Below are 23,188 nucleotides of genomic sequence, written 5' to 3'. Positions count from 1 at the left end.
CGTGAGTACGTATAGGTGGTACGCCGCGGCGCGCCGAGTGTGAGGCGCGTACGGGGTACGCCGGACCGCGCAGGTCGGCGTACCGCACGGATCGACGTGGCGCGAGTTGGTGGGCGGTGTGTACGGGATCGCGCGTCGGGTGGCGGACGGTGTGGGCGGTTGGCGAGGGACGAGTGGGCGGTGTGGACGGTGCGGACTGCGGGTGCAAGAGCACGTGCGCGGGTACGCCGGAGTGCGCGGGTCGGCGTACGGCTGGGATTGGCGTGGTGCGTGGATTGGTGGGCGAGTATGCGCGAGCGCACGCGTCGAACCACGTATCGGGAGGCTGGGACGGGATGGACGCGTTCGTGTGCGGCGCCTTGATGGGGGTGGCGGCCGGCCGGGGAGGGGGCGTCGGCCGGCCGCCGGATTGGGATGGGTTCGGTGGGTGGCTTACAAGTGGACGCCTTCTACGCCGGCGGTTTTTAGGGCGTAGTTGATGATGGTTTTTAGGGCGGTTTGCATGGCGGGGGATCTGAGGATGGCTACTAGGACGCCGCCCAGGGCGCATGCGGCGACGATCATGATGGCGTACTCGGCTGTTACGGCGCCTCGTTGTGTGCGGCGCTTGGGGTGGGTGGTGGGGCTTGGCTTGCGCATGGGGACTCCTGGGTGCGTGGTGCGGTTAGGGGTGTGGGAGGTACGGGATCAGGGCGTCGGTGATGGTGGGGACGATGGAGAGGAGTACGAAGGCGGGGAGGAAGCAGAGGCCTAGTGGGAGGGCGGCTCGGGATTCGGCGGCTCGGGCTTGTTGGTCGGCGGTGTGGTGGTGGGTGCGGCGGGTTTCGTCGGCTAGGTGATCGAGGGTTTTGGTGAGTGGGGCTCCGGAGCGGAGTGAGCGGGAGATGGCTCGGGCCATGGGGGTGCAGGAGGGTTTTGTGACTAGGAGGGCCCAGGCCTTTACGGGGTCGGCGCCCAGGGTCAGGTGGTGGGCGATCTTGGTGAAGAGGTCGGCGAGGGGGCCGGGTAGGGCTTCGGATACGAGTTGGAGGGCTTGTTGGGGTGGGCGGCCGGCTCGTAGGCAGGCGGTCAGGAGGTCTATGGCTAGCGGGAGGTCGCGGGCGATTCGGGCGTTGCATTGTTTGGTGGCGGCTGGTTCCAGGCGGGCGAGGGCTCGGGGGGTGGCGTAGTACGCGATTGCGGCTGGCAGTAGGCCCCACGGGAGGCCGAAGAGCACCAGGGCGGCTAAGCCGATCGCGGTTGCGGCCAGGCGGTGGGAACGTGGTGGTTTCGGTCGCTTGCTCTGACGTGGTGGAGTCAGCCGGCGGAGGTCGGGGCGGGACGGCATCAACAGGTAGGTGCCTAGGGCAACGGCAGTGGCTGCGGCGAGAACGTGGGGCATCGGGTCAGGTTCCGGTGTTCGGTACATGCGGTCGGGACGAGGGGTTAGCACGGCTGACCGGCGGATGGTCCGTCGAGGGCGTGCGGTCGAGCGGGCTGAGCGTTAGGGCGAGGTCGCGTACGTGAGATCAGAGCGATCAGTACCGCTGGCTGGGGCGGGCAGGGATTGCGGTTGGAGGGCGAGTGTGTGAGGCGGGCGAGCGGTCGGGGTCAGGAGCTGCTGCCGCAGGAGGGGGGCGCTGGCGGTCGGAGGGCGAGGGGCTGATGGGCGTAGTCGGGGTGCGTGTTCGGCAGTGAGGTTGCGATTGAGGGGGTGGTGCCCGTGGTTGGAGCGGGGTCGGGGGTTTGGGATTGGTTGGGTGGTGAGGGTCAGGGGTTGGGGGTGGCGATTTTGGTGGTCCAGTGGAGGCCGGTGGCGGTTAGGGCTAGGCCTGTGGTTAGGCATAGCCAGCCGGGTGGGGTGGTGGTCAGGAAGGTGAGGGGGTGGGCTCCTAGGGCGTAGCCGAGGGCTATGCCGGCGAGGGGGAGGATGGCGAGGATTCGGGCGGTGGAGCGGGCGCCGGCGAGGCTGGCTTCGGTTTGGCGGTGGATGGCTTCGTCGGCTCGGAGAGCGTCGGCGAGGCGTTCGGTGAGGGTGGCGAAGGTGGCGCCGGATTGTTCGGTTACTCGCCAGGCGGCGGCTAGGGCGCGGAGGCCGGCGGCGCCTGGGGTGGTGGAGGCTCGGATCAGGGCGGCGGGGACGTCCGCGCCGAGCTTGGCTGCTGCGTGGACTACTTCGAAGTCGGGGCTGATGGAGGCGGCGCCTTCCAGGGCGGAGATCGGTGGGCGGCCGGCGGAGAGGTCGGCAGCTAGTACGTCGAGGGCTTCGATGATTGTTGTGCGGCGGGCTGTGGTGGTCTTCTCCCGGTGGTGGTGGGCTCGTTGGGCGGCGACCAGGGCGAGTACGGCGGTGATGGCGAGGAATGAGACGAGGACTTGGGTGCCGAGGATCGCTGTGGCCAGGGCGGTTGGAGGGAGGAGGAGCCAGGCTCGGGTGAGTCGGGGGCGGAGGTGGCGGCTGGGTAGTGCGGGCCGGGAACCCTTGTGGCGTTGTGCGTTGGGGTGATGGGGGTCGAAGCCTTCGACGACGGTGAGTTGAGTGTCCGGGGCGCTAGCACGTTGGGAGTCGGGATGTTGGGCGCCGGCAAGATGAGTGTCGAGGCCTTGGGCGCCAAGAGGTACGGAGCCCGCAAGTTGGGAGTCGAGGCGTTGGGCGGCAAGGCGATGAGCGTCGGTGCGTTGGGTCGCGGGGCGGTGGAGGTCGGGGCGTTGAGCGTGGGTGCTCTGGGTGGTGGGGCGTTGGGTGGGGGTTAGGCGGTGGAGGCTGGCGGGACGGGGGAGGGCGAGGGTTGTGGTTAGGAGGGTTAGGAGGGCGGCTGGTAGGGCGGGGGTCATGGGGTTTGGGTGAAGAGGTGGGCGGCGGGGTGGAGGGTGTGGGTGTTGTTGGGGTGGAAGGTGACTGCGGGGTGGGTGGTCAGGGGGGCGCCTGGGGGTTTGGTGAGGGTGTGGATTTCGGCTACTCGGCGTTGGCCTGTGGGGGCGCGGGTCAGGTGGATGACGGCGTGGAGGGCTGACGCGGCCTGGCTGTGGATGGCCGATGGGGAGAGGCCTGCCAGGGCGCCTAGGGCTTCTAGGCGGGCGGGGACGTCGGCGGCGGAGTTGGCGTGGATGGTGCCGCAGCCGCCTTCGTGACCGGTGTTCAGGGCGGTCAGGAGGTCGACTACTTCCGGTCCTCGGACTTCGCCGATGACCAGGCGGTCGGGGCGCATGCGGAGGGCCTGGCGGACCAGGTCGCGCAGCGAGATCTCGCCGGCGCCTTCGATGTTGGGTGGGCGGGCTTCCAGGCGCACGACGTGGGGATGGTCGGGGCGGAGTTCGTTGGCGTCTTCGACGAGGACCAGGCGTTCGGCGGGATTCGTCAAGGACAGCAGGGTGTTGAGCAAGGTGGTCTTGCCGGTGCCGGTGCCGCCGCTGATCAGAAAGGCCACGCGGGAGTCGAGGAGGTTGCGCAGGATCTCGGCGCCGGCTGGTGGCAGGGCGCCCGCGGTGATCAGGTCGTCGAGGGTGAAGACCTTGCGGGACGGTACTCGCAGGGACAGGCAGGTGCCGGGAGCTGCGATCGGGGCGAGGACGGCGTGGAAGCGGGTGCCGTCGGAGAGGCGGACGTCGACGTACGGCGTGGAGTCGTCGAGGCGGCGGCCGGCCGCGGCGGCGAGGCGGACCGCGAGGCGGCGGATGGCTTGTTCGTCGCCGGTGCGGATCGCGATGAACTCGAGGCCTTGGCCGCGGTCGATGTACACCTCGTCGGGGCCGTTGACCAGGATGTCGGTGACGCCGGGTTCGCCGAGCAGGCTGTCGAGGGGGCCGGCGCCGAGGGCTTCGCGGCGGAGGGCGGTGACCACCGCGAGGACCATCGCGTCGCCGCAGATGGTGCCGTCGGCGCGTAAGGCTGCGGCGACGTGGACGGGGGTCGGCTCCGCGCCGGTCAGGGCGAGGGTGCCGCGGACGCGGTCGAGGAGGTCGGCGGGCACGACGGCAGTACTCATGTCGACTCCGAGGCGTCGAAGAGGTCGGCGGGGACGACGGCGGTACTCATGTGGACTCCGAGGGCAGAAGGGCGGCGGGGACGACGGCGGTACTCATGTGGACTGTCGGACAGGGCGGCGGGCGCGACGGCGGTACTCATGGGGACTCCGAGGAAGCGAAGAGGGCGGCGGGCACGACGGCGGTGCTCATGTGGACTCCGAGGAGGCGAAGAGGGCGGCGGGGACGACGGCGGTGCTCATGTGGACTCCGAGGGGGCGAAGAGGGCGGCGGGGACGACGGCGGTGCTCATGGGGACTCTGAGGGGGTGAAGAGGTCGGCGGGGACGACGGCGGTGGTTATGTGGACTCTGAGGGGGCGAAGAGGTTGAGGATGTCTGCGGCGGCGCGGCTCAGTGGGCTTCGGCGGTGCGGGGCGAAGCGGCCGTCGTCCATGGCCGCCGGCACCTTGGGATCGATGCCGAGTCTTGTTGCCAAGGGCAAGGACAAGTGGGCGGCGACATCTGCGGGCGCCAGGCCGGGGCGGGAGTCGCGAGCGACGACGCGGACGTCGCCGGCCACGGAGCGGAGTGGACCGGAGAGGCGTTTGGCGGCGGCGACCGAGCGGACGTCGCACGGGACGACGAGAAGCGTTGCCGTCGCGCGGATGAATCCCTCCTCGACTGCCGGATCCGCGCGTCTGGGCAGGTCGAGCACGACCAGGTCGGTACTGCGTTGTGCCGCGCCGATCACCGAACTCATCGTGTCCGGCGGGAGGACCGTGACATCGGACTGATCCCAGGACAGGACTGCCAGGCCGTCGACGGAGGGTAAGGCGGACCGTAGTGCCGCGGCGCTGACGCGTCCGGATGCGTTCAGGAGCTTGGGCCAACGGTCGCCCGGATCGCGTTCGATACCGAGGGCGAGCTCGATGCCGCCGCCGAGCGGATCGCCGTCGATCAGCATCGTCCGGTAGCCGCGGCGATTGCCGAGCACCGCCACCGCGGCCGCGAAGGTGGTCGCACCCGCTCCCCCGCAGCCGCCGACGAAGGCCAACGTGACGGCAGTGCGGGCGGCGCCGTCGAGCGCGTCGGCCAGCTTGCCGGCGAGCATCGGCTCGTCGGCGGGCAAGCGGCAGACCAGGTCGGCACCGAGGTCGAAGGCGACTCGGTAGAGGTCGTCGCCATCGGCGGCTGAGCCGACCACGACGACACCCGGTCGATGGACGGGCTGTGCGCGCGATAGCGGTTCGGCCAGGTCGTGGCCGATCACGACCAGCGACCCGAGATGCCATTGCCGGCGTAGGCCGGCCAAGTTGGTTTGGACGTGCGGCGTGACGGCGGCCGCCGCGGCGAGCCGGAGGAAGTCGTCGAGCAAGGTCTCGTTCGTAGTTGCCATGAGCACCGATGGGGTTGCTGCGTTCGTGTCCATACCTAGAACATGCCGTTGTTCGGGGGTTGCTGGACACGGCATCGGATCCCTGTGGACAAAGGGTTGTCGGATTTCCGTCAGCAGCGGGAACCCGCCACGACGAGCCGGCGACCAACCCGCCGGGAACAGTTACCGTTCCTTTCGAAGCGTCTTTAACTAAATTTCACCGGACCGCTTCCGCCCATCGCTCCGGAGGAACCTGATGAGTCGATTGCGCACGCTCCCAGCCACCGCCGCCGTCGCGGCGACCGCCCTGATCACCGCCGCCGGTGTCTGTCTCGCGACCCCGGACGTCACCGCGGCCAACGCAGCCACGACAGGCAATACAGCCACCATGGCGCCACAAGCCACCAGCGGTGGCGTCAAGACGGCGTACTTCACCCAGTGGGGGATCTACGCCAACGGCTTCTACCCGAAGAACCTGGTCACCACCGGCGCCGCGGCGAAGCTGGACTTCCTGAACTACGCCTTCGCGAACATCGACCCGGCCAACCACACCTGCTTCATGGCCAACAAGGCCGCGTCCCAGGACGAGAGCAACCCGAACGCGGGTGACGGTGCCGGCGACGCGTTCGCCGACTACGGCAAGTCGTACGGCGCGGACATCAGCGTCGACGGTGTCGGAGACGTGTGGAACCAGCCCATCCAAGGGAACTTCAACCAGCTCAAGAAGCTCAAGGCGAAATACCCCAACCTCAAGATTCTGATCTCGATCGGCGGCTGGACCTACTCGAAGTACTTCTCCGACGCAGCGGCCACCGACGCGTCGCGGAAGGCCTTCGTGAGCTCTTGCGTCAACATGTTCCTGAAGGGCAACCTGCCGGTCATCGACGGCTTCGGCGGTGCCGGCTCCGCGGCCGGCATCTTCGACGGTGTCGACATCGATTGGGAGTACCCGGGTTCACCGAACGGCCACGTCGGCAACCACTACAGCGCTGCCGACAAGCAGAACTTCACGCTGCTGCTGGCCGAGTTCCGTGCGCAGCTCGACGCGTACGGCAGCCAGACGGGGAAGAAGTACTACCTGACCGCGGCGACCCCGGCCGGTCAGGACAAGATCGCCACGATCGAGACCAACAAGATCGGGCAGTACCTCGACTACAACAACGTGATGACGTACGACATGCACGGCGGCTGGGAGGCTGCCGGGCCGACGAACTTCCAGGACCCGCTCTACACGGCACCGAACGACCCGAGCAGCCCGATTCCGCCCGGGCAGGGCAAGTACTCGATCGATGCCGCGGTGAAGGCGTGGACCAGCGGCGACCTGGCGTACGGCATCCCCGGTGGGTTCCCGGCGAACAAGCTGAGCATCGGATATCCCTTCTACTACAGGGGATGGAAGGGTGTTCCCGCGACCGACAACGGCAAGTATCAGAGCGCTACCGGGCCCGCCGACGGTCATGCGTTAAGCGGCAACGTGCCGGGTGTCTCGTTCTACAAGGAGCTCACGGGCTTCGTCGACAACCCGTCCGCGACGTACTTCGACACTGCGACGCAGTCGAGCTGGTTCTACAGCAACGGCACGTTCTGGTCGGGTGACAACGCCCAGTCGATCAAGGCGAAGGCCGACTACCAGCACTGCAAGGGGCTGGCCGGCGCGATGATGTACTCGCTCGAGGCTTTGGACACCGGCGCCACGCTCTTCAACAACGTGGTCGACGCGGTCAACGCCGGCACCGCAGGCTGCTCCGGCCCGACACCAACACCGACACCGACTCCCACGCCGACCCCAACACCCACGCCCACCCCGACTCCCACGCCGACGCCGACGCCAACAACCACGCCGCCGACGGCCACCCCGTGGGCGCCGAACACGACGTACGCGACCGGCGCGCTCGTGACGTACGCCGGCGTGACCTACAAGTGCATCCAGGGGCACACCTCCCTGGTCGGCTGGGAGCCGCCGAACGTCCCCGCCCTCTGGGGACGGGTCTGATCACGTAACCGCCCACTGATCGGAGCACCATGAAACGCATTTCTCTGGCGATAGCAGCCATCACCGCGGTGGTCATCGCCCTGCTGACCGCACAGGCGGCCAGCGCGGCAGGAGTCACTGCCAGCTTCACCAAAGTGTCCGACTGGGGCACTGGCTTCGAAGGCAAGGTGACCATCACCAACGGCACCACCAGCTCTCTCAGCACCTGGTCGGTCGCGCTGGACTTCCCGTCCGGCTACACCGTCACCAGCACGTGGGACGCCAACCACAGCAGCAGCGGACAAACGCACACCTTCACCCCGCCCAGCTGGGCCGGGCCGCTCGCTCCCGGTGCCACGGCGAGCTTCGGCTTCAACGGCAGCCCCGGCAACTTCCCCGGCCCGTCAGCCTGCCGTCTGAACGGCGGCTCATGCTCAGGCGGAGGTGGCGGCACCGTTCCCCCTGCACCCACAGGCCTTTCGGGTACGGCGTCAGGTACGTCGGTGAACCTCAGCTGGTCCGCAGCATCCGGTGCGACCAGCTACAACGTCTACCGCAACGGTACGAAGGTCGGCTCCCCCACGGGTACGTCGTACACGGACGCGGGCCTCGCCGCGAACACGTCGTACAGCTACCAAGTCAGCGCCTCGAACAGCGCGGGTGAGGGCGCGAAGAGCAGCAGCGTCTCCGTCACGACCGGCACCGGTGGCGGCAACACCGGGTCCCCGCAGGCCGCGCCGTACCTGTACATGGGCTGGGGCGACCCGCCGAACCCCGCGACTGTGATGAACGCGACCGGCATCAAGGCATTCACCATGGCGTTCATCCTCTCCTCCGGTGGCTGCAACCCGGCCTGGGACGGCAGCCGCCCGCTGCAGGGCAGTGCCGACGCGAACGCGATCGCGGCGATCCGCGCGGCCGGCGGTGACGTCGTACCGTCGTTCGGCGGCTGGAGCGGCAACAAACTCGGCCCCAACTGCAGTACGCCGGAAGCTCTCGCCGGCGCGTACCAGCAGGTGATCAACGCGTACGGCCTGAAGGCGATCGACATCGACATCGAGAACTCCGACGAGTTCGAGAACGAGGCCGTACAGGACCGGATCCTGACCGCGCTGAAGATCGTCAAGCAGAACAACCCGGGCCTCAGGACGATCGTCACGTTCGGTACGTCGACGACCGGCCCGACGTACTACGGCAACCGGCTGATCGACCAGTCGAAGGCCCTCGGCGCGAACATCGACGTGTTCACGCTGATGCCGTTCGACTTCGGCAGCTCGAACATCTACAACGACACGGTCGCCGCGGAGCAGGGCCTGAACAACAAGCTGAAGGCCACCTTCGGCTGGACCACCGCGCAGGCCTACGCGCACCAGGGCATCTCCGGTATGAACGGCCTGTCCGACCAGCAGGAGCTGACCAGCACCGCGACCTGGCAGAACATCACCAACTGGGCGAAGAGCAACGGGCTCGGTCGGCTGGCGTTCTGGTCGGTGAACCGCGACCGCGGTTGCGCCGGCGGCGGTGTCGTGTCGAACTGCAGCGGTATCGCTCAAGGTGACTGGGACTTCACGCGGATCACCGCAGGGTTCTGAGAACCGATCGGCTGGGTGCGGCGAGCAGCCGCACTCAGCCGGCTTTGAGCGCGGAGATGATCAGTCCGTTGCGGGCGTTCTGCCCGAGCGGCTTCGACGGGTGCAGACCGTCGCGGAGCAGCCGGGCCAGCCGGTTCGGGCTGGAGGCCAGGTGCTCGGCCCAGTGCACGATCCGCAGGTTGTCGTAGCGGCGGGCCGCGTCGGCGAGCTGCAGGTTGATCCAGGCACTGTTGCGCTGGTCCGCGACCTTGATGTCCGGCCCGAGCCCGGTCCGGGCGGCCTGGACGTTCACCCAGTACACAGTCCGCTCGTCGCCGACGATCTGCATCGTCCGGTCGATCTGCGCCGCGACCGCGGGCGGAGCGAAGATGTCGTTGGAGCCGACCGACATCAGGATCCGGTGCGGCAGACCGTACTGCTGGGCCCAGGTGTCCAGCGCGTCCACCGCGGGCGTCGCCGGACGGCCGGCCCAGTTGTGGACGGCGATGCTGATCCCCAGCTGAGCCAGCTGCTGAGCCAGCGCCGGACCGTCCTGGACGGCGATGCTGTCGCCGAACATGAAGACCCCGTCGGTCTCCCGGGTCCGGCGGATCTGCGCCTCGTTCGAGATCGCCCGGGCGAAACCCTCCCAGGCGCTGAGGACGCCGGAACCGTACGCACCGGCCGAGATCCGGGCAGCGCCCGGTGTCGCCTCCGCGGTACTGGCCGCAACCGTCGACGCAGCCGCCGCGGTCCCCGCCGCGAACAGCAGCCGGCGACTCGGCCGGAACCCCTCCAGACGCTTCCTCACGCAGGCAAGGGTGCGGCGGAAAGCCCTCTCACTGCAAGTCGACACCAGCAAAATGGGACGAACGCTGCGGAAGTCACTGCCCGGACAGTCAACTGGCGGTCACCGGCCGGGACCTGACGAACGCCCGGAACCGCTCCGCTGCGGGTGACAACGCCGTGCTCGACCGCCACGACATCCCGATCTCCCGCCGAGCCCGTACACCGGCCAGCGGAACCGAGACCGCCCCGCTGTCATTTCCGCGGACCGCACCGGCCGGCAGGATCGCGACGCCGAGGCCGGCGCCGACCAGGCTGTCGATCGTCGCGAGGTCCGTCGCCTCGAAGGCGAGCTGCGGAGTGAACCCGGCCTCGCGACACAACCGGTCCGTGACCCGCTGGAACCCGAACCCCGGCTGCAGCCCGATGAACGGCTCGTCCCGTGCCGCCTCCAACTCCACCCGCCGCCGCGACGCGAGCGGATGCCCGGGCGGTACGTGCAGGCACAGCCGCTGCCGCTCCAGCAGATGCCAGCCGAACCGCGCCGGGTCCGGCCGCGGCGCGACGATCGCGATCTCGGCCTCCCCGCTCTCGAGGTCCTGAACGATGTCGTGCGCCGGCTCCTGCCGGAGTTCGAACTCCACCTGCGGCGCGACCGCCCGGAACGCCTTCAGCAGGTCCGGCATCAGACTGGTCGCCACCGAATGCAGGAACGCCAGCCGCACGGTCCCGGAGTCCGGATCGAGCAGGGCGTCGATCCGCCGCTGCGCGGTGTCCACCGCAGCGGTACCGGCTCGCGCGGCCTCGAGCACCAGCCGCCCGTACGGATTCAGCCGTACGCCGCGACGCTCCCGCTCGAACAACGGCACGCCGAACGCCCGCTCGACGCGCTGCAGCGACCGGGTCAGATTCGGCTGGCTGGTACCGAGCGCAGCCGCCGCCTCGGTCAGGTGTTCGGTCTCAGCGAGCACTACGAACCACCGCAGATCCTCGACATGCATACTGAAATCGTATCGATTCCCGCTGAGATCGACATTTTACGTATCGCTCGAACAGTGCGACCGTCGAAGACATGCACCAGTCCGTCGCACGCCGGACCGGGTACCTGCCCGGCGACCCGGAGTACCGCAAACTGTCCGTCGCGCTCTTCGCGGCCGGGCTCGCGACGTTCGCCCTGCTCTACAGCACCCAGCCGCTGCTGCCGCAGCTCGTGAGCGCCTTCCACGTCTCCCCTAGTCAGAGCGCGTTCAGCGTGTCGTTCGCCACGTTCGGCCTCGGCCTGGCGCTGCTGGTCGCCGGTCCGGCATCGGAGGTTCTCGGACGTACCAACCTGATGCGCTGGTCCGTTGCGGCGACGTCCTTCTTCGCCCTGCTCAGCGCCTTCGCTCCGACGTGGCCCACGCTGCTGGCATTGAGAGGCTTGCAGGGCATTGCGATGGCCGGGCTGCCTGCAGTCGCCATGGCTTACCTGCGCGAAGAGGTGCACCAGGACAGCCACGCACGAGCGAGCGGCCTCTACATCGCCGGTACGGCAGTCGGCGGTATGGCGGGCCGTCTCATCGCCGGCGGCTTGTCCGACGTCGGCGGCTGGCGCTTCGCGACCGCGGGGATCGCTGTCACGGGTATACTGTGCGCGGCAGTCGTCTGGCTCCTACTGCCCGCCTCGCGCAACTTCCACCGCAGCCCAGCGCGTCTGTTCTCCAGCAAGGTACTGCGGGACCCGGCCCTGCTCGCGCTGTACGGGATCGCTGCGACAGCGGTCGGCGCGTTCGTGGCTGTCTACAACGGCGCGGTCTTCCGGCTGTCGGGTTCGCCGTACCAACTGAGCGCCGGCGCGGCCGGGCTGGTGTTCTGCGTCTACCTGCTCGGCTCAGCCGGGTCCGCTACCGCGGGGACGCTGGCGGACCGGTACGGACGGCGCAAAGTGGTCCCGATCGGCTGTCTGATCACCCTGGCCGGTGTGGCGATCACCCTGGCGGCCCCGCTCCCGCTGATCGTCCTAGGACTGGCCGTGATGACAGCCGGGTTCTTCGCAGTGCACGGCGTGGCCAGTGGATGGGTACCGGCGCGGGCGCATGCGAGTGGCGTGGGGACAGGCCAGGCGTCGAGCATGTACTTGTTCTCGTTCTACCTTGGCTCCTCCGTGTTCGGAGGACTTGCCGGTACGGCGTGGAGCCGGGCGCAGTGGACCGGAGTCGCCACCGAAGCCGCCGTACTGTTCGCGGTCACGCTGATCCTCGCCCTGCTGCTCAAGAACGTTCCCAGCAAGGTGCAAAACTAGCCAAGTGACCAAGGCGACCGAAGCGGCTGACCAGTTAGGGCTCACCTACCAAGTGACCAGGCACGGCCGGGTGAACTCGTTGGAGGAGGCCGCGGCTGCGCGTGGCATCGAGCCGGCGCGACTGATCAAGACGATCGTGGTACGGCTCGCGGACGACGACTACCGGTTCGTCCTGGTACCGGGCGACCGTGAGATCGCGTGGCCGAAGCTGCGAGCGCTGCTCGGCGTGAACCGGATCTCGATGCCGGACAAGGACACGGCGTACGACGTCACCGGCTATGTCCGCGGCACGATCACGCCGCTCGGCAGTACGCACGCCTGGCCGGTGATCGCGGACGAGCGGATCACCGGCACGATCTCCATCGGCGGCGGGGACGACGGCGTGGGCATCACGGTCGACGCCCAGGCCCTCACCAAAGCCCTCGCAGCCACCGTGGCCGACGTCACCGATTAGACGAGCAGTCCTTGCTGGCCGGCGCGCAGTCCGGCCTGGAAGCGAGTCGTCGCGTCCAACGCACGAAGGATGCGTTGCATCCGGCGTTCCACGGTCCGCTGCGCAACTCCCAAACGACGGGCTATGGCTTGGTCCGTGAGACCAGCCGCGGCCAGCGAGAGCAGCTGCTGGTCTTCTGACGTCAGCGGCCCTTCGCAGCCTGCCGGGCTCAACGGGCTGGCCTGCTGCCACAACAGCTCGAACAGGCGGAGCAGGGCGTCCAACAGGCTCGACGGCCCGAGTTCCACGACCACCTCCGCGCCGGTCGGCAGGAGGGCTGTGCGGCGGTCGACGACCATGAGCTTGAGCGGGATGTCCCGCAGCATCCGGCAGCCGGACGAGCGGGCAGCCACCAAGTCGGCGGGCGACGACAGCGTCGACATGTCGCAGATCATCCGGTACCTCACGCCATCACGCCGCGACAACAGCAGTTGATCCAGTACGAGTACCTCGTCCTGCGCACACTGCTGCGCCTGGTAGATCCGCTGCGCGATTGCCTCAGCCCCACGGATCACCGTGAACGCGTCCGGCTGCCGGAACTCCGCACTGAGCGTCGCAGCACCCAGCCGGGCCTCCACGATCGCCGCCTGCTTCCGGAGCGCGAGCAGCTCGACCGCAGCCTCCGGTACGGCGGGGACGTACCGGGCCGGACGGCCTGGCGTACGGGACGCCAGGCCGAGCGACAACAGCGATCGGAGATGCCGGCCGACCCGGTTGGCGGGCCAGCCGACGAACGAGGTCAGCTCGGTCGCCGTGGACTCCGGCCGGGCCAGGAGCGCCCGGTAGAGCTGCTCGTCCTCCGAGCAGACACCGAGCGCCGCCAGCACCGGAGCCGGTCGATAGCTGTGCATGGTCAACGACACGATCAGGGCAGCGCGTGCACGTGGCCGCCGACCTGCGACGCGAACTGGTTGCCGTTCGCCGCGTCCCAGTTCGTCGACCAGGTCATCGCCCCGCGCAGCGACGGCCACGGCGAGCTCGGCTTGTACGCACCACAGCCGGTGCCCTTCGTCAGGCAGTCCAGCGCGCTGTTGACGACCGACGGGGCGACGTACCCGCTCCCGGCCGCTCGCGACGACGCCGGCAGGCCCAGCCCGACCTGATCCGGACGCAGGCCGCCCTGCAGCAGGAGGCAGGCCTGGGCGGTGATGAAGTCGACCGAGCCCTGCGAGTACACCTGGCCGTTGCAGCCGTTCATCGAGCCGGAGTTGTAGTACTGCACGTTGACGATGGTCAGGATGTCCTTGATCGCCAGCGCCAGCTTGAAGTACTCCATCGAGGTGCTCTGCATGTCGATCGTCTGTGGTGCCATCGTGATCACCAGCCCGCTACCGAACTGGCTCTGCAGACTCCGCAGCGCCTGACCCATGTACTGCGCGTTGACGCCGTTCTCCAGATCGATGTCGATCCCGTCGAACCCGTACGTCCGCAGCACCGACAGCGCGCTCGAGGCGAAGTTGGCCGCGGCGGTCGCGTCACCGACGGAGATGCTCCCGTTCTGACCGCCGACCGACAGGATGACCTTCTTCCCGGCAGCCTGCTTCGCCTTGATGTCGGCCTTGAACTGGTCGACGGTGTACCCACCGAGCCCGGCGCTGTCCAGGTTGAACGTGATCCCGCCCGGCTTCGACGCGTCGGCGTCAGCGAACGCCACCGCGATCAGGTCGTACGCCGCGGGTACGTCGGAGATCTTCTGCACGGTCGCGCCGTTGTTGAAGTTCTGCCAGTACCCCGTGAGCACATGCGCGGGCAGGGTCCCGCCGCTGGACCCGCCTTCGGAGGTCGTGCCCGACACCGCAGCGCCGTACGGCGAGCAGTTGCCGCTGGGATCGCATGCTCGCACCTTGAACGAGTAGGTCGTGGCCGCGGCGAGACCGGTGGCCGTCCACGAAGTGACGGTGCCGACATTCTGCGCGGCGCCGGTCCCTCGTACGACGTCGTAGTGGTCGATGCCGTTCGCGTCGGAGGCGGCCGACCACGTCAGCTGCAGCGAGCTGGACGTCGGGCTGCCGACGGTCAGGCCACCCGGTGTCGTCGGCGGCGCGGTGTCCTGCGTCCCGCCGGGTCCGTCGAGTACGACGTCATCGGCCTGGTACGCCGGGAGCGCGTACCAACTGTGGACGTAGATCGTCACCGAGGCCGTGCCGCCGGTGGTGAACGGAACGGTCAGCTGGCTCCAGCCGGAACTCGTTGTCCAGGTCGACGCACCACCGACCACCCCGAGGTAGACGTTCGAACCCTTGACCCAGGCCGACAATGTGTACGCCGTATTGGGCTGGACCGCAATCGTCTGGCTGCACTGGGCGATGTCGCTCCCGCTCGGCGTCGCCGACAGGGCGTACGAGCCGGAGTGGGGGGCGGATGTGGTGACGCCGCCGGCCGGGCAGTTCCAGCCGGAGAGCGTGCCGGTCTCGAACCCGGCGTTCGTGACGAGATTGGTGGCGGCGGAGGCGCGGGCAGGGACCAGGATGGCCATGACGACGGCGAGCAGGCTGATGACGACCGCTGCCTGGGGGCGGTGTGCAGGCGGTTTCATGCTTAACAAAGTGTGACCAGGCAATTACATTGTCAAGACCCTGCATAAAGTGAGAACGCTCCCACGCGCAGAAAACGAGAATCTTTACAAGTACTTGGCCTGCCTCGGAAAAGGCGACGGCCCCCGGCGGGGGGGTGACCGGGGGCCGTCTTCGGCCACGGGCTCGGGGGGAGGAGCCGGGGGCCGTTCAGGAGGCGACAGTCTGCCACTGTCAGGGGGTATGTACCCCCCAAGACCAGGTTTCACACATCTCGATTCGATTTCAACCGACGGCGTGTCACCCAGGTGCTGATCCCGTCCGATCGGACGCTCCCAGCCAGTGTCACTGTCACACTGCTCACCAGTCTAACGGGATCGTGGCCCACACAAAAGCCCGGGTCCCCCGGCGTTTCTCCCGACTGCCTATTCTCGACTCCATGGCGGACCCAGGGACGGCTCGAGCGGCGGCTTTCTTCGATCTGGACAAGACCATTCTGGCGCGCTCCAGCACGCTCGCGTTCTCGCGGCCGTTCTACGCCGGCGGGCTGATCAACCGGCGGGCCGTGCTGCGCAGCGCGTACGCCCAGTTCGTCTACCTGCTCGGCGGCGCGGACCACGACCAGATGGAGCGGATGCGGGAGTACATCTCGGCGATGTGCACCGGCTGGGACGTCGCGACCGTGAAGGCGATCGTCGCCGACACCCTGGACCACATCGTCCGGCCGATGATCCACGCCGAGGCGCTGGACCTGATCGAGGAGCACCACCGGGCCGGCCGGGACGTGGTGATCGTCTCCTCGTCCGGTGCGGAAGTGGTGGAGCCGATCGGCGCGATGCTCGGCGCCGACAAAGTGATCGCCACCAGAATGGTCGTTGCCGATGGCAAGTACACCGGCGAGATCGCCGAGTACGCGTACGGTCCGCACAAGGTGACCGCGATCGAGGCACTCGCGGCGGCCGAGGGCTACGACCTCGCATCCTCCTACGGGTACTCGGATTCGATCACCGACGAGCCGCTGCTGGCCGCCGTCGGGCACCCGTTCGCGGTCAACCCGGACAAGGCGTTGCGCCGGATCGCGGTCGAGCGCGGCTGGCCCGTGCTGGAGTTCGCCGAGCCCGCCGAACGGGTTGGCTTCCCGGCGGTACGGCGACCCGCGGTAGCCGCCGGCGTGGTCGCGGCCCTGGTCGCGGGAGCGTTCCTGGTGGCGTCCCGGCGGCGCGCGCGAACCGCCGAAAGCTGAAGATAGCTTCATTGTTCTCAACTCCATGAAGACGCCGCATCCCCTTCACAGAAAGGGGTTTCAGGAGTACAAAGGAATCAACAAAGGGCCTTGGGGCCCGGTAGAGATTGCACGACAACCCAGGCACCCACGCGGCGACCAGCCCATCCCAAAGGGGCAGCGCGACCCAGGCCTAGTCCTGAGGCGGCAAACCGGTGCACGCATGGTAACCCGGGCCAACGTGCCAGCGACGGCGTTCTCCCCGTGAGAGCGCCGTTCGCACGTTTCCGGGGCAGCTCAGGACGACGGCGCGAGCGGCGAGAGCTCGGCACCTTTTGTCACTACTTCGCAGGATCGCAGCAACCAATCACGAACGCCGGTCAAGCCTCGCGCTGCGTAGTCGGTGAGACCCGATGAATAGGTTGCCCGCAACACATAGTGACCGGCCTCCGGGACCGTGACGGCGACCGGGTCGATGCCTCGGGCAACCAACAGGCAGCGTTCGGCGGCCCGGGCGACGAGCCCGTTGGCGACCGGGAACGGGCGCAGTACGGCGAGCTCGGCGTGCACGATCGCGGCGACCACGAGCGCCGGCGCCTTGGTCGGGCGGGTCAGGTTCTGGGCGAGCGCGCTCAACCGCTCCCACAGCTCGTCCGCGCCGGGCGCCGGCGGCAAGCCCGGGATGTCGTCGGGGATCGGCTCGGCGGTCGTCCGCACGTGGCCGAGTTCCGCGGCAGGCGCGAGGTCGAGCGCAGCCAACTGGTGCAGTCTGGTCCAGACCTGCACCGGCGACTTGTCCACCTGCGGCGCGAGCGCCATCAGCTCGCCGGTCATCCGTACGGCTCCGGTGGCGAGCCCGTCGGCGGCACCTCGCCGTACGTCGTCCGGCGAGGCCGTACTGCCGGCCAGCGCGGCCGAGGCGTGCGCGCCGCGCAGCAGCGCCTCCGCCGTCATGTCCGAACCGACCCGCCGCAGACCACGGTCCCGGAGCAGTACGTCGACCGCGTCCCGAGCCGCCCGCGCCGCCGACCCGACCCCCTCCAGCCCCGCCAACGGCTCGAACACATCAACACTCATGCCCTGACTCTAAGATGACGAGGCATGGCCCCAAAGTTCAGTGTCGTGGTTCCCTGCCATGCCTCGCGGGCGTGGTTGCGGCCGTGTCTGGACTCGGTGCTCGGGCAGTCGTTCACCGACTTCGAGGTGATCGGGGTGGACGACGCGGATCCGGACGGCTCCGGCCGGATCCTGGACGAGTACGCCGCGGTGGACCCGCGGGTGCGGGCGGTGCACCTGGACGAGAACGTCGGCCTCGGCCCGGCCCGCAACGCCGGGCTGAAGGAATGCCGCGGGCAATACGTGCTGTTCCTGGACGCCGACGACAGCTACACACCGGGCTCGCTCCAGGCGATCGCCCAACGGATCGATGCCACCAACGAGCCCGACATCGTGATGTTCGACTACGAGCGGATGTTCTGGGACGGCCGGGTGCTGGGCAGCCAGCGGCACGACGCATTCGCGCGCGAGGGCGCCGGCGTGTTCACCGCGGCCGAGCGCCCGATCTTCCTGACCTTCCTCGAGGTGGTCTGGAACAAGGCGTACCGCCGGGCCTTCCTGACCCGGCACGGGTTCGCGTTCACGTCCGGCTTCTACGAGGACGCCCCCTGGACGTACTCGACGATGCTGACCGCCGAGCGGATCGCGACCCTCGACCGGATCGTCGTGCACTACCGCCAGCACCGCACCGGAGGGAACATCCATGCCACCGGCGGCCGCCGGCAGTGGGACATCTTCGACCAGTACGACCGGGTGCACGCATTCATCCAGTCCGATCCGGAGCTGGCCGGCTGGCGCCGGTTCGCCTTCGACCGGTCCCTGGACCACATCCTCGCCGTCCTCGCCAAGCCCGAGCGGATCGCCCCCGACGACCGGGCCGAGTTCTTCCACGCCGCGCATGCGTTCGCCAAGCGCTGGAAACCCGACGGCTACAGCACCGACCGGACCGCGCGCGGTTTCAAGCGCTGGCTGCTGATCCATGACGACTACGCGACGTACTCCACGCTGAAGCTCAGTGCCCGGATGCTGCAGGTGCCGAGCCCGCGCAAGACCGTCGGCAAGCTGCTCCACCGTGCCAAGCTCGACCCGAACCTGGTCGCGTACGCCGCCTACGGGTTCACGCAGTACGCCGGGAATCCGCGGGCGATCTACGAGAAGGCCGCCGAGCTCGCGCCGCACCTGCGCGGTGTGTGGGTGGTCCACAACGAGCACCTGGCCGCGATCCCAGAGGGTGTCGAGTACGTCGTCACCGGCTCCCCGGCGTACGAGAAGCTGGTCGGCAAGGCGAAGTACTTCGTCAGCAACACCAACTGGCCGGCCGACCTGGAGAAGCGGGAAGGGCAGATCCACCTTCAGACCCAGCACGGTACGCCGCTGAAGACGGTCGGGATCGATCTGCGCCGGACGAGCCCGGAGCTCGACGTCGAGGAGCTGATGCGCGAGGTCGACCGCTGGGACTTCAACCTGTCCTCGAACCGGTACTCCTCGGAGATCTGGGAGCGCACGTACCCGGCGTACTTCGAGGAACTCGAGTACGGCTACCCGCGCAACGACCGGCTGCTGACCGCGACCCTCGACGACGTCCGGGCGATCCGGGCCGGTCTCGGGTACGACGACTCGCAGCTGGTGATCCTGTACGCACCGACGTCCGGCGACGGGCTCGACCCGGCCCAGCTGGAGCTCGCGGCCGGCCCGAACGCGCACGTACTGTTGCCGAAGGCACCGGTCGAGGACCTGATGCTGGCCGCGGACGTGCTGGTCTCGGACTACTCGTCGATCACCTTCGACTACGCGAACCTGGACCGGCCGATCGTGCTGCACGTCGACGACGACAACCGGCAGGGCACCTATTTCGACGTCACCGAGTTTCCGCCCGGGGTGATCGCGCGGTCGGCGGACGAGCTGTTCGCGATTCTCCGCAGCGGTTCGTTCGCCGCACCCGAGGCGGCCAAGCACCGGCAGCTGTTCCGGGAGAAGTTCTGCGAGTTCGACGACGGGCACGCGGCCGAACGTGTTGTCCGGCGGGTGTTCCTGGGCGAGACCGACGTACCGCCGATCGTGCCGCTGGCGGACCGGACTCCGGCACCGTCGGCGTACTTCGTGCATAATGGCTGACATGTCGATCAGCCTGAAGCCGTCCCACGCCCTCCGCGTGCGCTTCAGCCTGCGACGACGACGCACTGTCTGAACACCTCGACCTGTTCCAGTCGCGTCTTTCGAAGGACTTTGTCATGTCCGCATTGCTGCCTGTCCTGTCCGCAAGAATCCAAGCTGCCGCCGCCGCGTTCGGTACCTACGATCCCGAGCTGCGCTCGAGCACCAAGCCGGAGTTCGGCCACTACCAGACCAACCTCGCGCTGCGGATCGGCAACGAGCTCAAGCAACCGCCGCGGGAGATCGCCGCACGCCTGGTCGAGGCCATGCAGGTCGACGACCTGTGCCACCAGCCGTCGATCGCCGGGCCTGGCTTCATCAACCTGACGCTGCTGCCGCAGACGCTGGCGAAGGCGGTGAACGAGCCGCAGACGTTCAGCAGCAACGGCCGGCGGGTCGTCGTCGACTACTCGCAGCCGAACGTCGCCAAGCAGATGCACGTCGGCCACCTCCGGTCGACGGTGATCGGCGACGCGTTGTGCAACGTGCTGGCCTACGCCGGGTACGACGTGATCCGGCAGAATCACGTCGGCGACTGGGGAACGCAGTACGGGATGATGATAGAGCAGCTCCTCAAGGAAGGCATTGCGGCGGAATCCCTTGATCTGGAGGGATTGCAGCACCTGTACGAGCGGAGCCGGAAACATTTCGATGCCGATAGCAACTTCGCCGACAAGGCCCGGCTGCGGGTGGTCGCCCTGCAGTCCGGCGACCCGGAGACGCGGACCATGTGGCGGCACATGGTCGACGTGTCGCTCGACGACTTCGACACGGTCTACGCGCTGCTCGGCAGCAACCTGACCAGAGCCGACATCGTCGGCGAGAGCGCGTACAACGATGACCTGCCGCGGGTAGTCGCCGAACTGGAGCAACAAGGCCTCCTCACCGAATCGGACGGCGCTCTGTGCGCGTTTCTCCCCGGATTCCTCGGCCGCGACGGCAATCCACTTCCGGTGATCGTCCGGAAGTCCGACGGCGGATTCGGCTACAGCGCAACGGACTTGGCCGCCGTACGGCACCGGGTGAGCACGCTGCACGCCGATCGGATCGTGTACGTGGTCGATCACCGGCAGGCGCTGCACTTCGAGATGATCTTCACGCTGGCGAGAATCGCCCACTGGCTGGACGTACCAGCAGAGCATGTGTCCTTCGGCACGGTACTCGGACCGAACGGAAAGCCCTTCAAAACAAGAGAAGGCGGCACGATCAAGCTGGTCGAGCTGTTGAACAGCGCAGTGGCGCGGGCGGACGCGCTGCTCGCCGGTCGGGAGGGCCTGGACCGGCAAGTGACGGCACGGGCGGTCGGGGTAGGGGCCGTGAAGTACGCCGATCTGTCAAGTGACCGGGGCAACGACTATGTGTTCGACCTGGACCGGATGGTCGCGATGACCGGCAACACCGGCCCGTACCTGCAGTACGCGCACGCCCGGCTCACCCGGCTGCTCTCAAAAGCTTCGCCGGAAACAACAGTCACCCAGCTGACAGAACCGGCCGAGCAACGGCTCGCGCTGCTGCTCACCGGTTTCGCCACCACCGTCGAGCAGGTCGCGGAGACGCTCCAACCGCATCGACTCTGCACCTACTTGTACGACGTGGCGTCCGCGCTCTCGGCCTTCTACGAGCAGTGCCCGGTGCTGAGCAGTGAAGGCGAGACCAGAGCAAGCCGGATCGCCCTCTGCGCGGCAACCCGGAAAGTGTTGCAGGATGGACTCGGCCTGCTGGGTATCGAGGCCCCCGACGCGATGTAGGAGGTACCGCATGCTGCCGTGGTCGGCCGAGTACCAGGGACGCCTGGACCAGACGACGTACACCAGTGAGCTGTTGCGCGGCAACCCGCTCGGCGACCCGTACGAGCGGCCCGTGCTGATCTACCTGCCGCCGGGATACGACGACACCGACGCACGCTACCCGTCGATCTACGTGACGATGGGCTACACCGGCCATGTCGGCATGTGGTTCAACCGCACCCCGTTCCGCCAGCCGTACCCGGAGCTCCTGGACGCGATGTTCGCCGAGGAGGGCGCGCCGAAGGCGATCGTGGTGTTCGTCGACTCGTGGACGAAGTACGGCGGCAGCCAGTGCCTCGACTCGCCCGGCACCGGGCAGTACCAGTCGTACCTGTGCGACGAGATCGTGCCGTGGATCGACGCGACGTACCGGACCATCCCGGACCGCGACCACCGCGCGATCACCGGCAAGTCCAGCGGCGGTTACACCGCGATGGTCACACCGTTGATGCGGCCCGACGTGTTCGGTGCGCTCGCGACGCACGCGGGCGATGCGCTGTTCGACGTCTGCTACCGGCCGGAGTTCCCGGAGCGGGCGCGGACGCTGCGGGACAAGTACGAGGGCAGCTTCGAGAAGTACTTCGAAGTCCTCGAGACCCGCGCCGGCCGGACCACGATGGAGGATCTGCACCTGCTGGAGATGTACGGATATGCCTCGGCGTACTCCGCCGAGCCCGACGGGACCGTACTGCTGCCGTTCGACGAGCTCGGCGCGGTCGTTCCGGATGTGTGGTCGCGGTGGATGTCCTTCGACCCGGTGGAGATGGCGAAGCAGGAGCAGTACGCGGAGGCGCTCCGCTCGCTGCGCGCGGTGTGGATCGACGCCGGCCGCCAGGACGAGTACTACCTCGACCTCGGCGCGACCGCGTTCCACCGTGCGGCGCAGCAGGCCGGCGTACCGGATGCGCGGATCCATTTCGAGCTGTTCGAGGGCACCCACGGCGGGATCGAGTACCGGTACCCGATGGCGGTGCGCTGGCTCGCAGAGCAAATTGGCGTGCTCTGACCGGTTGTACGCCGTACGGTCGAGCCATGAACTGGCCGGAGGGGATCGCGGCGCGGCCGCTGACGCTGGACGACGTCGAGGAATTCGCGGAGATGTTCGCCGCCAAGGAGAAGGTCGACCAGGAGGGCGAGAACTTCGGCGCCGAGGATTTCGCCGAGAGCTTCCGGCGGCCGGGCGTCAACCTCGCGCAGGACAGCATCGCGCTGTGGGCCGGCGGGCGGATGATCGGCTACGGCATTGCGCACGCCCAGCAGACCGTGGTCGACGTCGACCGGGTGCGGGTGGAGGGCGCGGTCCACCCCGAGTGGCGGCGGCGCGGGCTCGGCACGCAGCTGATGCAGTGGCTGATCACCCGGGCCGGTGGACTGCACGCCCAGACGCATCCGGAGGCTCCCGGCTACGTGACCGTGGGCGCCGCCGGCACGAACGCCGGCGCGACGGCCCTGCTCCAAGGCTTGGGGTTCAAACCCGAGCGGTACTTCTTCGAGATGCGCCGGCCGCTCGACCAGCCGATCCCTGAGGTAGCGGTACCGGACGACCTGCAGCTGACGTCGTACGACGCCGCACACGACGAGGAGCTCCGGCTGGCGCACTACGAAGCGTTCTCCGACCACTGGGGTTGGACGCCGCCGACGCCGGAGCTCTGGCGGTCCCGGTCGATCGGGTCCCGGGCGTTCCGCGGCGACCAGTCGTACTACGTACTCGACGGTGCGACCGTCGCGTCGTACGTGAACTGCTTCGAGTGGGTGGCCAGCACCGAGGCGACCGGCGTCCGCGAGCTGTACATCGGCCAGGTCGGGACCCGGCGCGCGTACCGCGGCCGCGGACTGGCGCGCGCGGCGTTGGCGAAGGTCCTCACCGAGGCCGCACAGGCCGGCTACCAGCGGGCGTCCCTCGGCGTCGACGCCGACAACCCGACCGGCGCGCTCGGCCTGTACGAGAACCTCGGCTTCACCACCCACCAGAAGTTCGTCAGCTACCAGCTACCGCTGGCCTGAGGTTATCCACAGGGACGCGGATTCCCGTTTG

At 68.4% G+C, this 23,188-nt stretch carries 19 protein-coding genes; 9 read left to right on the top strand and 10 right to left on the bottom strand.

From position 1 onward, the window contains the following. Positions 1-432 precede the first annotated feature (432 nt). The 5 genes from FB475_RS18325 to ssd form a co-directional block, all read right to left on the bottom strand. On the bottom strand, positions 433-639 hold the full coding sequence (locus tag FB475_RS18325) for a DUF4244 domain-containing protein (RefSeq protein ID WP_141857445.1): 207 nt from the start codon (positions 637-639) through the stop codon (positions 433-435). 25 nt (positions 640-664) lie between these two features. Beyond that, complete coding sequence (locus FB475_RS37640) at positions 665-1,381, bottom strand: type II secretion system F family protein (RefSeq protein ID WP_238332209.1); 717 nt, start codon at positions 1,379-1,381, stop codon at positions 665-667. Positions 1,382-1,749: 368 nt separating this feature from the next. After that, on the bottom strand, positions 1,750-2,814 hold the full coding sequence (locus tag FB475_RS37210; RefSeq protein WP_202878359.1) for a type II secretion system F family protein: 1,065 nt from the start codon (positions 2,812-2,814) through the stop codon (positions 1,750-1,752). Next, entirely contained in the window at positions 2,811-3,965 is a 1,155-nt protein-coding gene (locus FB475_RS18310) for a TadA family conjugal transfer-associated ATPase (protein ID WP_141857444.1), read from the bottom strand. Before FB475_RS18310 ends, FB475_RS37210 begins: the two co-directional genes overlap by 4 nt. Positions 3,966-4,301: 336 nt before the next feature. Then, positions 4,302-5,372, bottom strand: coding sequence for a septum site-determining protein Ssd (gene ssd / locus FB475_RS18305; protein WP_141857443.1), 1,071 nt, complete (start codon positions 5,370-5,372; stop codon positions 4,302-4,304). A 202-nt stretch (positions 5,373-5,574) separates the two neighbouring features. On the opposite strand from ssd, the gene FB475_RS18300 reads away from it, so the two are divergent. Then, a complete protein-coding gene (locus tag FB475_RS18300) occupies positions 5,575-7,311 on the top strand; it encodes a glycosyl hydrolase family 18 protein (protein ID WP_141857442.1) in 1,737 nt (578 codons plus the stop codon). 29 nt (positions 7,312-7,340) lie between these two features. Further along, a complete protein-coding gene (locus tag FB475_RS18295) occupies positions 7,341-8,882 on the top strand; it encodes a glycoside hydrolase family 18 protein (RefSeq protein WP_141857441.1) in 1,542 nt (513 codons plus the stop codon). A 34-nt stretch (positions 8,883-8,916) separates the two neighbouring features. Here FB475_RS18295 and FB475_RS18290 read toward each other — a convergent pair whose 3' ends face one another. Both FB475_RS18290 and FB475_RS18285 read right to left on the bottom strand, forming a co-directional pair. Beyond that, positions 8,917-9,672, bottom strand: coding sequence for a GDSL-type esterase/lipase family protein (locus tag FB475_RS18290; protein WP_238332208.1), 756 nt, complete (start codon positions 9,670-9,672; stop codon positions 8,917-8,919). Between the two features lie 88 nt (positions 9,673-9,760). Continuing rightward, positions 9,761-10,648, bottom strand: coding sequence for a LysR family transcriptional regulator (locus tag FB475_RS18285; protein ID WP_141857440.1), 888 nt, complete (start codon positions 10,646-10,648; stop codon positions 9,761-9,763). A 71-nt stretch (positions 10,649-10,719) separates the two neighbouring features. Here FB475_RS18285 and FB475_RS18280 point away from each other — a divergent pair, with 71 nt between their 5' ends. Both FB475_RS18280 and FB475_RS18275 read left to right on the top strand, forming a co-directional pair. Continuing rightward, positions 10,720-11,928 carry an MFS transporter gene (locus tag FB475_RS18280; RefSeq protein ID WP_141857439.1) on the top strand — a complete coding sequence of 403 codons (1,209 nt, stop codon included), beginning with the start codon at positions 10,720-10,722 and terminating at the stop codon, positions 11,926-11,928. Between the two features lie 4 nt (positions 11,929-11,932). Further along, complete coding sequence (locus tag FB475_RS18275) at positions 11,933-12,382, top strand: aminoacyl-tRNA deacylase (protein WP_141857438.1); 450 nt, start codon at positions 11,933-11,935, stop codon at positions 12,380-12,382. On the opposite strand, the gene FB475_RS18270 is transcribed toward FB475_RS18275, so the two are convergent. After that, complete coding sequence (locus FB475_RS18270) at positions 12,379-13,272, bottom strand: helix-turn-helix domain-containing protein (protein WP_141857437.1); 894 nt, start codon at positions 13,270-13,272, stop codon at positions 12,379-12,381. The two genes, FB475_RS18275 and FB475_RS18270, sit on opposite strands and share 4 nt — an antisense overlap. A gap of 14 nt (positions 13,273-13,286) precedes the next feature. Next, positions 13,287-14,957, bottom strand: a complete 1,671-nt coding sequence (locus FB475_RS18265) for a chitinase (protein ID WP_141857436.1) — start codon at positions 14,955-14,957, stop codon at positions 13,287-13,289. 416 nt (positions 14,958-15,373) lie between these two features. Here FB475_RS18265 and FB475_RS18260 point away from each other — a divergent pair, with 416 nt between their 5' ends. Beyond that, positions 15,374-16,177: an HAD family hydrolase gene (locus FB475_RS18260; RefSeq protein ID WP_141857435.1), complete on the top strand. Its 804-nt coding sequence runs from the start codon at positions 15,374-15,376 to the stop codon at positions 16,175-16,177. Between the two features lie 276 nt (positions 16,178-16,453). On the opposite strand, the gene FB475_RS18255 is transcribed toward FB475_RS18260, so the two are convergent. After that, the gene (locus FB475_RS18255) at positions 16,454-17,233 is read right to left on the bottom strand and encodes a Fic family protein (RefSeq protein WP_141857434.1); all 780 of its coding nucleotides are present in this window, start codon (positions 17,231-17,233) and stop codon (positions 16,454-16,456) included. Between the two features lie 24 nt (positions 17,234-17,257). Between FB475_RS18255 and FB475_RS18250 the strand changes: the two genes are divergently transcribed. The 4 genes from FB475_RS18250 to FB475_RS18235 all read left to right on the top strand — a co-directional run bounded on the left by FB475_RS18250 (position 17,258) and on the right by FB475_RS18235 (position 23,157). Beyond that, positions 17,258-19,327: a bifunctional glycosyltransferase/CDP-glycerol:glycerophosphate glycerophosphotransferase gene (locus FB475_RS18250; RefSeq protein WP_141857433.1), complete on the top strand. Its 2,070-nt coding sequence runs from the start codon at positions 17,258-17,260 to the stop codon at positions 19,325-19,327. 116 nt (positions 19,328-19,443) lie between these two features. Next, positions 19,444-21,114 (top strand): arginine--tRNA ligase, encoded by a 1,671-nt coding sequence (argS, locus tag FB475_RS18245; protein ID WP_141857432.1) that lies wholly within the window; start codon positions 19,444-19,446, stop codon positions 21,112-21,114. 10 nt (positions 21,115-21,124) lie between these two features. Further along, positions 21,125-22,159 carry an alpha/beta hydrolase gene (locus FB475_RS18240; protein ID WP_141857431.1) on the top strand — a complete coding sequence of 345 codons (1,035 nt, stop codon included), beginning with the start codon at positions 21,125-21,127 and terminating at the stop codon, positions 22,157-22,159. Positions 22,160-22,185: 26 nt separating this feature from the next. Beyond that, positions 22,186-23,157, top strand: a complete 972-nt coding sequence (locus FB475_RS18235; protein ID WP_141857430.1) for a GNAT family N-acetyltransferase — start codon at positions 22,186-22,188, stop codon at positions 23,155-23,157. The last annotated feature ends 31 nt before the right edge of the window (positions 23,158-23,188 follow it).

The sequence above is a fragment of the Kribbella jejuensis genome (assembly GCF_006715085.1).
Classification (GTDB): Bacteria; Actinomycetota; Actinomycetes; order Propionibacteriales; family Kribbellaceae; genus Kribbella; species Kribbella jejuensis.
The sequence above is the reverse complement of the archived record's forward strand: the minus strand, read 5'-3'. Positions and strand labels throughout refer to the sequence as shown.

Coding starts and splice junctions, on each gene's coding strand:
- FB475_RS18325 (WP_141857445.1), bottom strand. CDS start 639: ATGCGCAAGCCAAGCCCCACCACCCACCCCAAGCGCCGCACACAACGA.
- FB475_RS37640 (WP_238332209.1), bottom strand. CDS start 1,381: ATGCCCCACGTTCTCGCCGCAGCCACTGCCGTTGCCCTAGGCACCTAC.
- FB475_RS37210 (WP_202878359.1), bottom strand. CDS start 2,814: ATGACCCCCGCCCTACCAGCCGCCCTCCTAACCCTCCTAACCACAACC.
- FB475_RS18310 (WP_141857444.1), bottom strand. CDS start 3,965: ATGAGTACTGCCGTCGTGCCCGCCGACCTCCTCGACCGCGTCCGCGGC.
- ssd (WP_141857443.1), bottom strand. CDS start 5,372: ATGGACACGAACGCAGCAACCCCATCGGTGCTCATGGCAACTACGAAC.
- FB475_RS18300 (WP_141857442.1), top strand. CDS start 5,575: ATGAGTCGATTGCGCACGCTCCCAGCCACCGCCGCCGTCGCGGCGACC.
- FB475_RS18295 (WP_141857441.1), top strand. CDS start 7,341: ATGAAACGCATTTCTCTGGCGATAGCAGCCATCACCGCGGTGGTCATC.
- FB475_RS18285 (WP_141857440.1), bottom strand. CDS start 10,648: ATGCATGTCGAGGATCTGCGGTGGTTCGTAGTGCTCGCTGAGACCGAA.
- FB475_RS18280 (WP_141857439.1), top strand. CDS start 10,720: ATGCACCAGTCCGTCGCACGCCGGACCGGGTACCTGCCCGGCGACCCG.
- FB475_RS18270 (WP_141857437.1), bottom strand. CDS start 13,272: ATGCACAGCTATCGACCGGCTCCGGTGCTGGCGGCGCTCGGTGTCTGC.
- FB475_RS18265 (WP_141857436.1), bottom strand. CDS start 14,957: ATGAAACCGCCTGCACACCGCCCCCAGGCAGCGGTCGTCATCAGCCTG.
- FB475_RS18260 (WP_141857435.1), top strand. CDS start 15,374: ATGGCGGACCCAGGGACGGCTCGAGCGGCGGCTTTCTTCGATCTGGAC.
- FB475_RS18255 (WP_141857434.1), bottom strand. CDS start 17,233: ATGAGTGTTGATGTGTTCGAGCCGTTGGCGGGGCTGGAGGGGGTCGGG.
- FB475_RS18250 (WP_141857433.1), top strand. CDS start 17,258: ATGGCCCCAAAGTTCAGTGTCGTGGTTCCCTGCCATGCCTCGCGGGCG.
- argS (WP_141857432.1), top strand. CDS start 19,444: ATGTCCGCATTGCTGCCTGTCCTGTCCGCAAGAATCCAAGCTGCCGCC.
- FB475_RS18240 (WP_141857431.1), top strand. CDS start 21,125: ATGCTGCCGTGGTCGGCCGAGTACCAGGGACGCCTGGACCAGACGACG.
- FB475_RS18235 (WP_141857430.1), top strand. CDS start 22,186: ATGAACTGGCCGGAGGGGATCGCGGCGCGGCCGCTGACGCTGGACGAC.